The sequence below is a fragment of the Bacillus sp. PS95 genome (genome assembly GCF_037963565.1).
Taxonomy (GTDB): Bacteria; Bacillota; Bacilli; order Bacillales; family Bacillaceae; genus Bacillus; species Bacillus subtilis.
Window position 1 is genome coordinate 2,835,465 of sequence record NZ_CP150160.1, and the last position, 15,246, is coordinate 2,850,710.

At 44.4% G+C, this 15,246-nt stretch carries 17 protein-coding genes; all 17 read right to left on the reverse strand.

Annotation, left to right across the window (positions count from 1 at the left end; genetic code table 11):
- Positions 1 to 3 precede the first annotated feature (3 nt).
- Entirely contained in the window at positions 4 to 558 is a 555-nt protein-coding gene (locus tag NSQ12_RS14820; RefSeq protein WP_015715399.1) for a LysM domain-containing protein, read from the reverse strand.
- The gene (locus NSQ12_RS14825) at positions 559 to 5,217 is read right to left on the reverse strand and encodes a transglycosylase SLT domain-containing protein (protein WP_339175019.1); all 4,659 of its coding nucleotides are present in this window, start codon (positions 5,215 to 5,217) and stop codon (positions 559 to 561) included. It lies immediately after the preceding gene.
- A 158-nt stretch (positions 5,218 to 5,375) separates the two neighbouring features.
- Positions 5,376 to 5,672 (reverse strand): hypothetical protein, encoded by a 297-nt coding sequence (locus NSQ12_RS14830; protein ID WP_085186916.1) that lies wholly within the window; start codon positions 5,670 to 5,672, stop codon positions 5,376 to 5,378.
- Between the two features lie 97 nt (positions 5,673 to 5,769).
- On the reverse strand, positions 5,770 to 6,159 hold the full coding sequence (locus NSQ12_RS14835; protein ID WP_041339434.1) for a hypothetical protein: 390 nt from the start codon (positions 6,157 to 6,159) through the stop codon (positions 5,770 to 5,772).
- Positions 6,160 to 6,173: 14 nt separating this feature from the next.
- The gene (locus tag NSQ12_RS14840) at positions 6,174 to 7,205 is read right to left on the reverse strand and encodes a DUF3383 family protein (RefSeq protein WP_074794604.1); all 1,032 of its coding nucleotides are present in this window, start codon (positions 7,203 to 7,205) and stop codon (positions 6,174 to 6,176) included.
- A 5-nt stretch (positions 7,206 to 7,210) separates the two neighbouring features.
- Positions 7,211 to 7,681, reverse strand: coding sequence for a hypothetical protein (locus NSQ12_RS14845; RefSeq protein WP_064670954.1), 471 nt, complete (start codon positions 7,679 to 7,681; stop codon positions 7,211 to 7,213).
- On the reverse strand, positions 7,638 to 8,027 hold the full coding sequence (locus tag NSQ12_RS14850; RefSeq protein ID WP_041906578.1) for a hypothetical protein: 390 nt from the start codon (positions 8,025 to 8,027) through the stop codon (positions 7,638 to 7,640). The genes NSQ12_RS14845 and NSQ12_RS14850 overlap by 44 nt, the downstream gene beginning before the upstream one ends.
- Positions 8,027 to 8,530, reverse strand: a complete 504-nt coding sequence (locus NSQ12_RS14855) for a hypothetical protein (protein WP_339175022.1) — start codon at positions 8,528 to 8,530, stop codon at positions 8,027 to 8,029. The genes NSQ12_RS14850 and NSQ12_RS14855 overlap by 1 nt, the downstream gene beginning before the upstream one ends.
- 4 nt (positions 8,531 to 8,534) lie before the next feature.
- Entirely contained in the window at positions 8,535 to 8,870 is a 336-nt protein-coding gene (locus NSQ12_RS14860) for a phage head-tail connector protein (RefSeq protein ID WP_339175023.1), read from the reverse strand.
- A gap of 14 nt (positions 8,871 to 8,884) precedes the next feature.
- Entirely contained in the window at positions 8,885 to 9,763 is an 879-nt protein-coding gene (locus NSQ12_RS14865; RefSeq protein ID WP_339175026.1) for a phage minor head protein, read from the reverse strand.
- Between the two features lie 11 nt (positions 9,764 to 9,774).
- Positions 9,775 to 9,903: a hypothetical protein gene (locus NSQ12_RS14870; RefSeq protein WP_257437960.1), complete on the reverse strand. Its 129-nt coding sequence runs from the start codon at positions 9,901 to 9,903 to the stop codon at positions 9,775 to 9,777.
- A gap of 29 nt (positions 9,904 to 9,932) precedes the next feature.
- Positions 9,933 to 10,874, reverse strand: a complete 942-nt coding sequence (locus NSQ12_RS14875) for a phage major capsid protein (protein ID WP_017696635.1) — start codon at positions 10,872 to 10,874, stop codon at positions 9,933 to 9,935.
- Positions 10,875 to 10,885: 11 nt separating this feature from the next.
- Entirely contained in the window at positions 10,886 to 11,467 is a 582-nt protein-coding gene (locus NSQ12_RS14880) for a DUF4355 domain-containing protein (RefSeq protein ID WP_172480875.1), read from the reverse strand.
- A 97-nt stretch (positions 11,468 to 11,564) separates the two neighbouring features.
- The gene (locus NSQ12_RS14885) at positions 11,565 to 11,804 is read right to left on the reverse strand and encodes a hypothetical protein (protein WP_032722291.1); all 240 of its coding nucleotides are present in this window, start codon (positions 11,802 to 11,804) and stop codon (positions 11,565 to 11,567) included.
- Positions 11,791 to 13,200 (reverse strand): phage portal protein, encoded by a 1,410-nt coding sequence (locus NSQ12_RS14890; RefSeq protein ID WP_167559357.1) that lies wholly within the window; start codon positions 13,198 to 13,200, stop codon positions 11,791 to 11,793. Before NSQ12_RS14890 ends, NSQ12_RS14885 begins: the two co-directional genes overlap by 14 nt.
- Before the next feature lie 4 nt (positions 13,201 to 13,204).
- Positions 13,205 to 14,413 (reverse strand): PBSX family phage terminase large subunit, encoded by a 1,209-nt coding sequence (locus NSQ12_RS14895; RefSeq protein WP_213399988.1) that lies wholly within the window; start codon positions 14,411 to 14,413, stop codon positions 13,205 to 13,207.
- Positions 14,403 to 15,119: a phage terminase small subunit gene (gene terS / locus NSQ12_RS14900; protein ID WP_339175034.1), complete on the reverse strand. Its 717-nt coding sequence runs from the start codon at positions 15,117 to 15,119 to the stop codon at positions 14,403 to 14,405. Before terS ends, NSQ12_RS14895 begins: the two co-directional genes overlap by 11 nt.
- Between the last annotated feature and the right edge of the window lie 127 nt (positions 15,120 to 15,246).

Consider the following 15,246-nt stretch of genomic DNA (forward strand, 5'->3'; position numbering starts at 1 on the left):
CCTTCATCTGATCCTCATTTTGACCCCTATCGGAATTCTTCGGTCCGGCCAGGGATTTAACCGACGCAAAGCATTTACAGTGGTGCCGTATTTACGAGCGCAGCCCCAGTAAGTGTCACCCTTCTTGACCTTGTGGTATAGCTTGCTGGATTTTTTTGTTTTCTTCTTGCTAGCTTTCTTCTTTTTTCCGGCTGTTTTCACTTTCTTCTTAACCCACGGGCTTTTTGCAATACGGATTTCTTGCAACTCAATTGAAATAGCAAAACCGTTTGTGTAATCGCCTGTGTCGCGATCTATCTTTGTGATGATCACATTTTTAGCAACCTTACGCCCGGTATAAGTCAAGAGAGTACCGGCATAAGCCTGCTTTTTCAGATATTCATAATCACTATTTGCTGTTTTGCCTAATAAATAGCCAGAGACTGTTGTAGTCTCTGGCTTTCTTTGTACATGGTCCGTGATCGGGACCCCTTTTTCAACGGGATATGAAGTTACCTCCACATCCGCGCCGTCAGATTCCTTTTCATTTACAAGATTAATCTTTCCGAGCTTCGCCAATTAATAAGCCCCCTCTGGTGGATAAAGCGACTTCAGCATGTCGAAAACTTCGTCAAATGTTTCAGTTACAGCCTTTTTCACCTTGGTTTCTGCTCCTTCACTGCCACCCTCAACTTTTACATTGATCGACGGGTTAAACGTGATATTGACAGATGAACTGCTTGAGCTTGTAGCAGCTTTTTCTGGTGTGTATCCAGTATCCGCGCCAAGCTCCCGACCGAGTGCAGCATACATTCCGAGTGATTGGTTTCTGTATCGTGGCTCAGTTGTGATGACATACTCCCTAAAGCCGTTTTCACCAAGCGCAGCGACTTGCGGGCTGTTTATGACTCCACCTGTCGCATAACCTCTATACGGCCCACCATGAGCCATAGAAACGAGCCCAGGATGTTTTAAAATGCCGCCGTATCTGCTGTTCAAATAATTGATAGCAGCAAGGATCTGGTCAACTGGATTTTTGATATTTCCGTGACCCGGTTCCTTGTGAGCGTTGAATGTACTTGGTATAAACTGCATAAGCCCTTGTGATGGATGGCCAGCTTTCGCATTCGAATCCCAATTGTTCACAACATTAGGATTCCCGCCTGATTCTTTCATGGCAATGGTTTCAAGTGCGCCAGCATACTCAGACCCAAGGCCCTTGATTGATAGCGCTTGAGCTACCCATTTTTTAACGGCTTTTGAGCCGCCGCCTGAAAAGCTTGCAGAGTAACTGGACATTTTGTCTTTGACAAAACCTACAGCCTTATCTTTGACAAAGTTAAAAGCCCCTTTTGCGAGATCACCGAACGAGCCAGCCATAGAAGGTGCAGAGACACCCATTTTTTCTAAAACTTTTGTTAAAAGCTTAGATGGGTGCCCGATGTAATCAAAAACATCAAGAGCAACATCTCTCACTTTGCCGGCAACGGATTTTACACCATTCCATGCTTTTGTGAATATATTTCCTTCTGTGCCTTTTGCGTAAGCCGGAACTCCCGCTAAAGCAGCTCTTGTCTGTTTTGCAGATAACACCTCAGTGCCTTTCGGAAGGTTCATCAGTGTATCATTTGCAGGGCTGAGTCCCACATGACCTGATGGAGTACGATACATTTCGGGACCAGCGTTTGCCCCTTTACCGTCCCCAAGTATCGCCGGGCCTCCTGGGTGCCCTCCGGTTCCGTGTGCATATTTAGGTACTTCCCATTTAGGGATATGCTTATCTTTCAAACCAATCTTATCAAGGACCCAGTTCACTCCACCGATTACACCATTTACACCTTTTCCGAGTGCACCAGCAAGTTTGTTCGCTAAGCTAGTCACGCCAGACGTGGCCTTATGGGCCATATTCTTGATACCATCGCCGATTTTACCCGGTAGAGCCTTGGCAGCATCGACAATATCCCAAAACTTATCAGTGACCTTCTTCCACAGACTGTGTGCCAAATCACCGACTTTTGTTCTGATATAAGTCCATCCTTTGATAATTCCATCTGCTGCGTTAGACACCAGCTTTTTCACCATACCAACAGCACTAGAGAAAATCTGCTTCACACCGTCCCACATCATCCGGAAATTCCCAGTGAATAAGCCTTTGAAAATCTTCACGATCCCCATAATAATGCCAATTGCACCCTGTATGATCGCAATGATATTTTTCAGGGCAACTTGAATTATTGAGAGTACAACCGGGAACACAGCCGTCACGATATTTAAGATGAAACGGATCGCTGGAATAACAACAGTCGTGATGATATTCGCCACAAGTCGCAAAAGAGAAACAACAATCGGAAGAACAGCTTGTATGATTTGCATGATCTGTGGGAATACCTGCTGCACGACTTGAATCAAGATAGGAAGTGCCGCTTGTGCCAACTGTAAAATGATTGTTGCCGCTACAGTAAGCAATTGAGCCACGATTGGAAGAACAGCCATAATGACCTGTTTAATAATCGGGAACACTTGCTGCACCGCTGATAAAATTAACGGCAGCACTTGAACCGCTATTTGTCCGATGGATGAACCTAATAGCTGAATCAGTTGCAAAACAATCGGAAGAGCTTGTTGTACAATGCTCAGGATCAATGGGAATGCAAGTTGAATCATCTGAACCAAAATCGGTAAGGCATTTTGCACAATTGAAACAAGGATTCCTGAGAAACTGCCTATCAATTGAATAATGATTGGCAGCACTGCATTAATTACGCTCAGAATAACCGGGAAAATCGTCTGGAAGCCTTGAACAAGTAACGGCAAAATGCTGCTTGCTATTTGCAAGACACTCGTCCATAAAGTACCTGACAACTGCATCCAAGCTGAAAGCAATTGCTGAATCAGTGGCATGATTTGTGGACCGATTGTCTGGAACGTTTGCGAGATAGCTGCAGCAAACAAAACAAGCGTGCCGCCTATTTGAACGAAAGCCTGCTGAAGTTGTCCGGCCAGCTGCTGGAACTGTGGTGTCAATTGTGTGACTAATTGCCCGAAAGACTGTTGAATCGTGTTGATGATTGGCTGCAATGCCTGAAAAACACTCATTAGAACAGATTGTACCGATGTCCATGCTGTCTTTAAGGCCTGGCTTACATTTTGGTTTGTTTGTTGCATGCGATACAAGGCGCCGGCAACACTCAAAATAGCACCGACAGCCACACCGATTGGTCCTGACACTCCGAGGAATGCAAGTCCGATCGCCGCGACAAACGGAGCAACAAGAGAAACCATTCCTTTAAAGCTGGATAGACCGACTTTCAACTGCTCCATGAATCCTTTTACGATGCCGTTTAGACCGTCTGACAGCCCTTTTCCGAAGAAATCAGAGACTGTCTTTCCGGCATTATGAATGAAGCCTGACACGGTTTTCACAGCCGTTTTATAGGCCGACTCAATTCCAGCCACTAACTGTGGATGCGATTCACTGAGACGATCCCATAACTTCAAGGATTCAGCCTGCATTTTATGAATGGCTGTAATCGCCACGCTTTGTGCGTCCTTGAATCCTTTCATGAAGGCAGGCTTTAACCCCTCAGCCTCTTTGATCATTGTATGAAATGCACCGACAACCGCCGATTTCCCCATGTTAGCAAACCGTTTCATCGCGTCTGTCGCTGGCTTGAATCTTTCCTGAAGCTTATCGAAATTCTTGTACAGCAAATAAATGCCGGTTACAAGGAGAACGATGGCCCCAGCTACGACATACACCGTGCCCGACATAGCAGCCAGCCCAGTTACAACTGGACCAATGAACATCCACAAACTGCTGAGAGCCCCAAGGAACCCATTAACTAACCCTACCCCTATCGCTAATGGCGATAAAAGTAGGGTTAAAACAGGGATGAGAAGCATAAATCCTTGGATCATTTTCGAGAGTACAGGGTGTGCCTCATTAAACTGAATGATCAGTTTCGCAACGGCTGTAATGCCCTTGTATATCGCCATCGCAAACGCCGCAAACACTTCGATTGCTGGCTGAATGGCTTTCAGTAGTGTACTGCACATCTCTTCCCATGCTTTTGAATAGCCGGGAACTGTTTGTGTTGCCGCTTTATGAAGCCCTTGGAACATGAAAAAGTTTGTAAAAGCCGCGCCCAGTGCCACCATTTGAAAACGCATATAACCCTGAGTAATCATCATTGTCATATCGTTAAGCTCTTTCATGTTGGCAGTAGGTCCGAGCATTTTCAGAGCCAAATGCGCAGCAGTACCCTGCTTTGCCATGTTCTCAAGCGTATTCGATACGGCAAGCCCCGCTTTATTGACTTGATATAACGGGTTTCCCATTCGGTCATAGTTCGCAGCGATCTTCTCGGATTGAGTGGACCGGGCCATCAATGTCCCTACAGTCTGCAGCATGCTCATGCGCATCATTTTGTTGTTTTTCATCATGTTGTCTGTTACTTGCTTGTGAGCACGTCCTAGCCTGTATACTTCATCCATAAACTGCTGATTGGTACCGGACCAGCTGTCCATCTGGTTCCCTAGCTGAAAGAAACCATACTGACCTCGGATTAATTCATTCCGGAAACCGTTCATGCCGTATCGTTCTTCATACCAAGCTCGACGCATTTCATTGAGCATTTGTATTGTATCGGCTTCTAGTCCACGGGTGGAGCCGCGCAAAAAGTCCATTTCCCGACTATACTGCCGGATTCCCCGGTAGTCCGGGGCAGGGACAGCTACCGCCGCCACGTTATTCTGAACACTTTGCGTGTTCTGCTGCGTAACGTTTGCTGCGGGCGTACCGATACGGCTCATATCGACGTTATTCAAATTCTGCCTGAGTTGATCAATTGATTCATTGGCGTTTGTTATCGACGTCTGATCAACATTGATATTGACCTCAGACGGAAGGCTTTGAATAAGTCGGCTTGTCTCTTGTACCTGAGTATTCAGCTGGCTCAAACGGGATGTAACTAAGTCGATTTGAGGCCCTAGCCGTTCAATTGTTTGGCTGGCAGTTTGCAACGATGAGTTGTCCAAAATCATACTCATATGGATGTCTCTAAAATTCCGCTGTTGCCTTTGAACCTGAGCCATCCGTGTACGCATCTGTGAAAAACTGCCGCCAGCATCGCCGACATGATCAACGAGTCTATCTATTTGCTGATTTGCTCTTTCTAGAGGGGAGGTATCAACGTTCAATTCAACGTCAATATGCGTACTTCTCAATGCGTCTGACAACGTTCATACCCCCTCATTTCTTCTTGTTCCTCTTGTTTTCTTGCTCAATATGGATGTCGAGGGCTGCGTTTGCTTCCAGCAGCGTGTCGAGATCCATCGCCGCGACCTCCGAGAAGGAAAACTTCTCAGACATCACGAGCCGATACATAGGCCAGTTATCACGCGCCTTCTTTTTGTAGAACTGTTTCGGCTTCGGTTTCGGCGCTAAGAAAGGTTTGAACCTCTTTCATCAGCTCAAGGAAACCAGGTTTCTTATCAAAATAGTCATAGCTTACTTTCGGTTCAACAACTACTTCTTTCATGTACAGTTCATACAGTTTCGCAGACGAAAACATCCCTGTATTGATATTGATAGCCTCATCGTTAAATTCAATTGAACGACGTGTTCCCGGGTGTTGAAGAGTGTACTCAGTTTCGTGGATAGTTACTTTCTTTTGTTTACCGAATTTTGACATAGGTTTTCCCTCCGCTTGTTTAGTTTGCATATATTGAAAAGCAGCCCTATTGGACTGCTTTCGCGCGTTTGATTTCTTCTTTTTTGCCATAGCTTAATTACTGTTCCAATACTGTATAGTCAAAGACTTGAATCTCGAACTCACGATCTCCAATCTCGTCACTGAATTCTGCATCAGCAGGCTTTTTGACCATCGCTTCTGTGCCGCCGATTTTTTCCTGTCCGCCCGTAACCCAGATAGGGAAACGCTGGGCCGTGTTTGCCATTTTATTCAGGTATGGTACAAATGGCGATCCCATGGAAAGAGTCAGTGTAATTGTTCCGAGTGGGTTGTTTTTCGTTGCAACACTGACATCACCCTTGGCGCTGACTTTAGTCGAGAACTTTTCTTCGTCTTTTGCACAAGAAACCATTGTGCCCTCGGAATAACCGGTTACGATTTTCCCGTCAATGTTCGTGTTGACTTCGTTCGCATCATAAACGTACATGCTTTATATCCTCCTTAAATTGAGATTTCACCAGTGATTTCAGCAGAATGAACCGCGCCAGCCAGTTCAAAAGTAAATGACAGGCCGTCGTATACACGATTTTTTCTGTTTTCATCTGTGATTTGATCACGGGTTTTAGTGCTGATTGAATACACCGGCTGTCCGTCTGCATCTTCGGCAACAATGCCATTTGCAAAGGCTGTTTGCAGAACATTTGTGACCTGTACACTCAGCAATGAAAAACCAGCATTCGAGAACGGGATTTTGCCGTTGTTTGAGAATGCTGATTGAATTGAGGTTTCAATATTCAATTTCACCCAATCTTTGCCGTGCAGCACGTCGATATATTCCCCGGATGCAGTAATGCCCTCGGATGTCTCGTTGTGGCCCGCTTTGGTTACATAAGCAATAGCCCCTTCTGTATGCAGCTTTTTCAACTCGTCTGCCTTAATATCTTGAGGCGTGATACCTACGATATTTTTAAACTTCCAAGTTACTGATCCCACTGTGTGAGATGCAACCGAACCAACAAGACCAGCGTCCGGATGCTCGTCATTTAACGGGTGATAGAAAACGATTGTGCGATCCTTGCCTTTGTAAGAAGCAACTTCTTCCCGGTCAGTGACCTGTAAAACTACAAATTTATATGATTTCTCTTCCATCGCTTTTGCCGCTTCCATTCTTTCGTCCGCTGTAGCATCAGCAAGGATCAAGAAGTGCCAGTCCTTGTCGAAATACTCGTCAAACGCATTCCGAATGGAGAATGTTGCTTGTGTAGTCGCTCCTTCTTCTGGCGTTTCTGTGCTGCCTCCATACGTACCGATGGCAACCTTTGACGGTGCATTGTCACCCTGAGCAAAGATAGCCGCAGCCTTTTTATATGCTGCTGTCGTTTCCGCATAGTCTGCCTTAATAGCTTCTAATGAGCCATATTCTTTATATGTGTTGTGGCCGTCTACCTTTGCGAGAATCAGAGGTGTTCCCAATCCTTTAAGGCTGGACGGTTTCACTAAGTCAATTTTGACTGTAACGTCACTAAGTGGCATATGAATTACCCTCCTGTATTTTCAATTCGTACAGAGTCGAAAACCTCTGCATTTGCTTCTCCATGAGTGACACGCGTTCTAAAGCGCGTATCAAAGCCATGACGGCGTTCTGTGTCAATCGTGATAAATGTATCTCGATTACCGAAACCGTCGTTCCTGACCCATGCCAGCCCATTATCATGAAGCTTTTGACGTGCTTCAGCTGTTTTGAAGTACGCTGCTGTTTGTTGAGCAAGAGAAATGGCCTCAATATGGCTGTTTGAAACCCATGTAAAAGAGAAAACAAGCTCGATGTCTTCCGTTAACACTCCCTGTTCTTCAATGCCTCTATGTTGGGGCAAATACGGGGAAGTCACGGTATACGTACAAAAAGGATAGACAGGTTGTTTCCCTGTACCATTTGCAACGATTACGACATGGCCTGTTTTCTCTCTAATCAGTCCCAAGACTGTTTGTATTATGCTGTTGTAGTCCATCTGAATTGATCACCGCCTTTAAGATATAGCTGTTGAAATCGGCATATGTCCCATAAGGCGTCATCGCTTCAACATCAAAGGTGGCACCATCAAAAATCACCTGAGCTTTCAGAGGAATTTCATTCTTGATAAATAGCTGCCTGTCCATAGATGTAAGTCGGCCGCCAGATTGATAGATCAATTGTGACTGTAGAGGTACTATTGCCCCTCTTTCGTCTGACTTCGTCGGTTTCGGTGGCACCCATTCGCCGAGATCATCATATGAACCCTCTTCAGATGGAATAAGCAATGTAAAATCAACGCTGTACCGCTTAATCAGATCAGAAAATATGAAATGATTCCCCATCAGCTTTCAACCTCATAATCCATAGAGCCAATCATTTCCCCGGTATCAACCAATAGGTTTGAAGAGCCTTTTTCCTTGGTTGTAAATGGATGGTTTGCCGGGTTCCGCAAGTCTCGGGCATACACTTGAAGCCGCCCTTTCGCAAGCAGGCCGACTGTTTCCATGATGTCATTCATCGAATCGCCATTCTCTAACGCTCTATTGACCAGATCCTCTACCTTTCGAACGATCTCTTCCTCGTTCTCGTCCCATCCAGCACGGATGAAAGAACGCTCCGGAATGTTGATATATTGAGTTTCTTTCTTGAGGTACAGCCCTTTTGCAGCAAGATAATTCCGCATGCGATCAGTTACAGCAATACGGCAGCCGAATTCATGAACAGCCGCGATCATTTGCCGCTCACTGTCCAGGATTCCAACTTTCACCTTACCGACAGAACCGAGGTTTCTTATGACTTCTGGAATACGGTTTCTATCTCGTACCCGAATGTTTCTACGTGCCATTTGATCACCTCAGTGGTTTAAAACGAATTTTTTTGTATGGCCGAAAAAAATCAAGTGCTGGTTTATACCTTACGTCATCCGCCGTGTATGTCTTGCTCATTCCGCCAATTGATTCAGACTGAACACCTTTCGGGCTGTCCCGATCAATTTCAATCATGAGAGCAATTCCTTTCTTCACTGGTCCTGGTAGTGATTCAACCCCATCTGGACCGACAAAAGAGTTATTGCACTCCTCCTTAACGAAAGAAATCGCGTCTGTAAGGTCTATTTGTAGCTTTGCATCCTGGGATGTGTCATCAGCTGGAATCCCTAACCTGACTTTTAATTCTGCCAAGTCCATTTCTCTCATTCCTTTCAAAGAACCGGTTCATATGTCGCAAAGCATCGGCAATTAATATCATTTGATGGATTACCGCTTTGCCCCGGCGCTTCTGCTGTTACATGAACACCATTTTTATTAATGCCAAGATCAAACAACTGATTGACCATGCGTTCCTGCCCTTCTAAATGGACATGATCCGCATGTTTTGTCTCACGTACTCTTTCATCCCCAACGTTGTGCCAGGTCTTTTTCATGTTGATGCCCCGTGACTGAGCTTTTTTAGCAGCGTCAAGCGTTGCTTTTTCCCTTGTGCGATGCATTTCTGTATTGGCTATGCGCTTCGAACGGCTGTAACTCAGCCCGACATCTGTCTGCAGCTCCTTCGCTATCTGAGCAAAGCGTTTCCGCTCAATAAAACCGCGTTCGATTGTCTTGTTAATCTGCTGTATTGTCTTTTTGCGATCAGTTTCAATGGCTTTGTCCATTTGTTTACTTTTAATGGCCTGCCGAACATCTTTAGGAGCCCATTCAGCAGGCAAATTCGGCTGATTTAGTGTTGCTTTTGGCTGCACAAGTTTTATCCCTAACGAAGCCAGAACGCCAAGGATCAGCCAACTGTAAGATGATTTGTAGGTTTCTTCGAGGAATTCTATAATCATAGCTTTGACTTTCGCTGAAAGATCACTAATCAACGATGTGATTTCCCGCTTTATACGGTTTAGATCACCGTGTCGATTAGCGTCAGCAAGTGTCGGTTCTTCGATTTGATCAAGCTTGACGAATAACGCAGTCAGCTTTGACAGCACATCTTTTGAAGCACGCTGAAAAAGCCGCTTGAGTTTCCGTAAGAATTCCTTGGTTTTACGGTTCAACGGCTTCAAAAGCTCTTTTTCAGTTTGTTCTTTATCCACCGCTTACCCTCCTACTCCTCGGCTGTTTCTTTGGCGTCAGACTCTTGTGTGTCCTCGGCTTCTTTTTTATTTGTGCCCTTGTCCAGCTTATATCCAAGTCCCTTATAAATTACCTCGAAAGCACGTTCCGTCACTTCCAAAGAGTCTCTCCCCTTCTTGATCCTAACCATTAGGCAGTGGCACCTCCATCAACAGCAGGGACTAAGGCTGCAAAGGCATCCTCTGCAAGAGTAGTGAATCCGACTTCCATAGTTGCTCGAAGTGCGAACATGTCACGCTCGAATAAGTTTAGAGGTTCGCCGGCTTCATCTACAGTTGTTGTCAACGTTGCATCCTGAGAAATGGTATATTCAATGTCCTGAAGAATACCATAACGCGCATAGTCCCAAGCCCCTGTAATAAGGTCAGCTTTTGTTTTATCCCATGATTTGCTGTCAACAAACCCAATAGGCAACCCAAGAGCTTGAGGTGTTGCATCTGCTGTCACTTGGTTAAATAGTGGCAGCCCGTTATTATCTTTTGCAGCGCGTAACTTTTGACGGAAACGTCTAATAGTTGTAAATGCATCAGGATCTTTGTCTGCATCTTCTACAAGCGCCATTACTGCAGCGAGATCGTCATAAACAGTTGCCCCTGAACCCGCACCAGTACCAGATGTGATCTTTTGGCCGGACTTGTTGACTCTTTCCATGATTGATACACCTGTCTCAAAAGGCGATCCCACCCCAAACAGTGCGGCTTGGTCAAACTTGATTGCAAAAGCTTCTCTAATAGCTGATTGCATTTGAGTAAAGAAGTCAGCAACTGTGTAGCGTAAGAATTCTTTTGAAACTGGAATGATAACCGCAAGTTTCTTCGATGTCATTTTTGCTGTGAGCCATTTGGCGCTGCTTGTTTGAATGCGTTCACCTTCACCAACCCAGTAAGCGCCAGGTCCTTCTGCTAAGTACGTGAATGTCTTTACCGGTTTTGTCATCGGTTCATATTTAGCAAGCTGTGTGATTGCAGATGTCTGCATAAATTCTTTCAACACAATTTCTGCTTGTTCTTCTGGGATTTTCCCAGTTACTGCATCTTGTAGTAATACTGTTTTGGGATTAAATGTTGGCATAATAGCCCTCCTTATTTTCTGATATTTGCTTGGTTAGCGAGTGCCCCAATATCAACCGCCCCGCCAGCTGGTGTTGGATCACCTTTTTCGAAGTTAGTGCCGCTCTCTTTAAACTTGATATCTACGGCATTCTGAACTGCTGCATTGAATGTCTCTTCAAACTTACTGAGATTGGCAAGCGTTGTTTCCTCGTCTTCGCCAATAAAATAGTCAATAACTCCTTTAGGCAACTGCTTTTCATCAGCTACATTCAAGGCTTTATTGACTAGCGCTTCACGATTACGTGCTGCTCTTTCTCGTTCAATCTCGCTTCTTAATTTCTCCAATTCAATCTGTTCTGGTGTCTTGCTAGGGTTACGTTTTTGCAACTCCTCTTCAATCAGACTTTCAAGATTGTTTGACTTCCATGTATCAAGACCTTTTGTGAAGTAAGAGTCCAGCCGTGGCTGAATGAATCGTTTTCCCTCTTCTGTCTCAAGGAACCCTTTCACCTTATCTGCTGATACGGCCGAAAGTTCTCCTACAAATGCTTTTACTTCTTCATTGTCTTTATTTTCTTCGAGAAATTTTTTCACTTCTTCTAAAGTTGGCATTACGTTTCTTCCTCCTTCGCCCTCTACAGTGCGCGCCTGTTATGAGTGCATGAAAAATAAGCCTTTTTAAAGTCATGCTCAGGACAAATACAGATGATCACTTTGCAACCTCTTTGAAGTCATCATCATGTCGATTCTTATGCCAGTTTCTCGTTGTATTGTATTCATTTTTCGCTAATTCCCATTGCCATATATCTATTTCAGCAGGCGGATTCTCTCCATTTGACAACGCAATTGCTTTCTCCATAGCTTTTTCGAATGTAGGGTAGATTCCTACCTTATGGGGATAACAGTCATAATAATCATCACTCGTGTACTCAACTTCAAAGAACGTCATTACTTACACCTCGAATGTCATCATTGTCCTTTTCATCCTCAAAATCATAAGCATCTTGTTCAGCTTTCATTCTCTCAATCTCGTATTGCACATCATCGACAATAGAGAGTGTTGAAAGGCGTGTCTCTTCGCTTACCTGGCCTTTAAGTTGTCCGGATGTCTGAGCCTCTTCCAAGAGATTTGACGGCAGATTGCGCTTGAATGAGAACCATACCTTTAAATAATCACCTGCTGACACAAGACCTTTTTTCGCCCATGCTGAGCAAAGCAATTTGTACTGATACCGAAGGGCAGCAGTCGTTTTCCTCTCCATCGTGATGCACTTATTTTCAAGGGCCATCAGCTTGTATTTCATTGCAACGCCTGTCACATTCCCGCCGAATGATTCATCAGAGAAATTGACCGACTTTGCAAAACGAAGAATGTTTTCTTCAAGCCTGTTGAGATGGTTTTCGATCATGGTGTCATTAATGTCTTTTGTCAGGAATTTGGCATCATCATCTTTCCCAAACATTTCAAGCACACCGGTCTTTTTCAGTTCTTGGATGTCTTCATCATCCATACCAGCGCCCTTTAAAATCAAATAAGCTAGCCGTAGCTGTTCAATCTCGTTTGATGCATCTGAAAGTGTGCGATCGTATGCATCTATAAGTTTAATTACCTTTTCCACGTCGCCCATCTGTTCATCATTGTTAGGCAACCCGAATAAAGGACAATAATCAAACAAGTGGAGCTTCTTCTCTAATAAAGTCCAGCCACCTTTTTGTTTTTCAAAAAAATAGGCCATCTTGTCATCGTAAAAAGTCGCTTTTTCACGCTCTATGCTTTGATTATTAACCCAATCAAATACCTTATAATATCTAAGTGCGAAAGAAGGCTCTGTGATGTCATTCTCAGCAATAATGACAACTTCCCATGGATTTACATTCGCAACTCTTACCAAGCCGTCAGGAGCGATATACACAAGTCTAGCACCATATCCACAAATAGCTGCTTTCTTACCCCATTCGCTATCAGCATCAGCAATGTTATTTATGGTGTTAAAGTTATTGATTTGCTCTGCCAAGGCCGTATTTTTGTTTTCCCCGTCTTTCTCCGTCTCGTATGAGATTGGATGGCCGAACATATACCCAACCTTTGTATCCACTATCTCAGCATCAAAAGCATTATTCAGGCGATTGTTTACCAGATGGTCAATACGCCGAACCTTTCCTGTTTCAAAATCCTCGAATTGAGCTGCCTCACGCTGTAAGATCGGCACACCGGCAACACTAGCCATATATCGTTCATACTGAGCTATGGCTTTATCTTTGATCGGCTTATGCTCTTCAATAATCTGTTCAATGATTGGACCGTCTATCTCATTATTTCGAAGATAATTTAAAAACTTGTTCATGTTCTCACCCCTTTCCTTTGCGTCTCATAGGTTTGTTGTGTGTATAAATGGCATAACGTATGGAGTCCAGAACATCGTCCCATTCCTTAACCGGCTCGCCTGTATTCGGATTCCAAACATACATAAATATCTCTTTTTTAAAGCGACTAACTTTATCTTCAACAATAAAAATCAGATCCCGCTTGAACAGCCGCGCCACTTCTTCGATACCTGAAACAACTGCTTTATCAGCATCTAACGCACGCAGCTTCTCTCTGCGAAAACGCACGATATGTTCAGGCCGAGCTGTATCACAATAGAAATTAATGTTGCCATACCGCTCTTTGATGTCCTTTGCTACCTTCACCCAGTAGTCAATCTCTTCGTGCTGTTTGCAATGTTCTTCGAGCAAATAAAAACACCCTTGGTCATCTTGTCCAATTACGACAATAGAACCCGGGTGCTCATATCCCCAGTCAACGCCAGCAAAGTATTTTGTGAAGTTGACTTTTCTATTTTCCAATTCTTTAGAACTGATATAGTGTATGTCTTTTTTGAAATCCTTGTATATTACGCCTTCCGGAGCAACCCAGTAGCCGTAAATATCTCGGTCCGTAAACATGCCGCTTGGTGTTGAAGCAACAATACTTTCGACATACTCAGGATCAAGAAAGTTGTTATCAAACAATGAGAAGTGAAAAGAACGGATATTCAGCCGGCCGTTTTTCAGCCGTTGCCCGTCTTTGTCAATATAATCAGTTTTGACGGTGTGCATCGGGTTTTCCGGGTTTGTATCCATCATGACCATTGCGCCTTTATAGGAGCAACGAGAAATAACTTCTTTCACGAATGAATCATGCAGGGCCGTCGCTTCGTTTAAGAATGCGCCAGCTGATGTGAAACCCCGTGCCTTTTTCCATGAGTCTGCATTTGCGCCATCGAAACAATAAACACGGTTGCCGAATATTTCAACGGCATTCGCTTTATCAAGCCGCAATTCTTTCCCCAGGATCAGTTCTAAATCATTTAGGATATTCCGCTTTATAGAAGCCTGAGTTGCCCCTCCGATGATAAACGAAAGCCCCATGTTTTGATACTTGCTGATATGCCCGAGGAACGTCAAAAGGAGCACGAATGTTTTTCCTGCCCTTTTCGCCCCGCTGCATATTAAGATTTTTGGCTGCTCTTCAATAAAGCTATTCCATACCTCTTGTTGCTTGGAGTTAAGTTCCATAAGGTTTCACCATCTTCCGCAACATGGCAGCAACTTCATTTTCTTGAGAGTTTCCGTTATCACCGTCAATATCTTTCTTCGCCTTCTCGATATTCAAGCGCATTTGCTCCAATTTAAGGCGCCGCTCGTCTGCTTCGTGAGCCAGCTGGTCAAACTGTTTAATCAAGCCTCTTAGCTCTCCCATTGCCCGTGATTGGGCATTCAAGAATGTAGCATGACGATCCCAAGCGAATTGAAACTCCCATTCTCGCTCATCACCAAACATACCTGGCTTCTCTTTTTTCAAAACCTTAGTCATGTCGTCCTTATCCTGCACGAACATAATGCGCTGCGCCCGAAGAATAGCCGCATATTGAATCTGAATTTGATCCCATATCATATCAGCTGGCGAACGCTCTTGAATCTCTTCCATGATTTCAAGCGTCTCTTCTGGCAGGAATTTAGAGAAAAAGCCGTGAGTCACAGCGTTTTGATTCCTCTGTGGTGCGCCGCCGTTGTTCCCTAATGCATTCTTATTGCCGGGTGGTGCGCCTGCCTTTTTTGTGTGCACACTTTTTTCAGTGGGTGCACCCTTTTTTCTTTCCCACCCATGCCGCTGTTTCCACGATTTTATGGTGTTCACTGACACCCCGTATTTCTCGGCAAGGTCCTTGTATTTCATACCTTTGACGTAATCTTTCTGCGCCTGAATGTGCTTCTCAGCCATCTACATTCACCGCCGCCCCCTTTTGAATTGAGTTGTTTTGGAAAAGATATTCCCTCTAAACCACCACCGTGCTCAAGCCGTTAACCGCCAATTGTCTATCCTGAGACTTACCGGAAGCAGTTTACAG

Coding starts and splice junctions, on each gene's coding strand:
- NSQ12_RS14830 (WP_085186916.1), bottom strand. CDS start 5,672: ATGTCAAAATTCGGTAAACAAAAGAAAGTAACTATCCACGAAACTGAG.
- NSQ12_RS14835 (WP_041339434.1), bottom strand. CDS start 6,159: ATGTACGTTTATGATGCGAACGAAGTCAACACGAACATTGACGGGAAA.
- NSQ12_RS14840 (WP_074794604.1), bottom strand. CDS start 7,205: ATGCCACTTAGTGACGTTACAGTCAAAATTGACTTAGTGAAACCGTCC.
- NSQ12_RS14845 (WP_064670954.1), bottom strand. CDS start 7,681: ATGGACTACAACAGCATAATACAAACAGTCTTGGGACTGATTAGAGAG.
- NSQ12_RS14850 (WP_041906578.1), bottom strand. CDS start 8,027: ATGGGGAATCATTTCATATTTTCTGATCTGATTAAGCGGTACAGCGTT.
- NSQ12_RS14855 (WP_339175022.1), bottom strand. CDS start 8,530: ATGGCACGTAGAAACATTCGGGTACGAGATAGAAACCGTATTCCAGAA.
- NSQ12_RS14860 (WP_339175023.1), bottom strand. CDS start 8,870: ATGGACTTGGCAGAATTAAAAGTCAGGTTAGGGATTCCAGCTGATGAC.
- NSQ12_RS14875 (WP_017696635.1), bottom strand. CDS start 10,874: ATGCCAACATTTAATCCCAAAACAGTATTACTACAAGATGCAGTAACT.
- NSQ12_RS14880 (WP_172480875.1), bottom strand. CDS start 11,467: ATGCCAACTTTAGAAGAAGTGAAAAAATTTCTCGAAGAAAATAAAGAC.
- NSQ12_RS14885 (WP_032722291.1), bottom strand. CDS start 11,804: ATGACGTTCTTTGAAGTTGAGTACACGAGTGATGATTATTATGACTGT.
- NSQ12_RS14890 (WP_167559357.1), bottom strand. CDS start 13,200: ATGAACAAGTTTTTAAATTATCTTCGAAATAATGAGATAGACGGTCCA.
- NSQ12_RS14895 (WP_213399988.1), bottom strand. CDS start 14,413: ATGGAACTTAACTCCAAGCAACAAGAGGTATGGAATAGCTTTATTGAA.
- terS (WP_339175034.1), bottom strand. CDS start 15,119: ATGGCTGAGAAGCACATTCAGGCGCAGAAAGATTACGTCAAAGGTATG.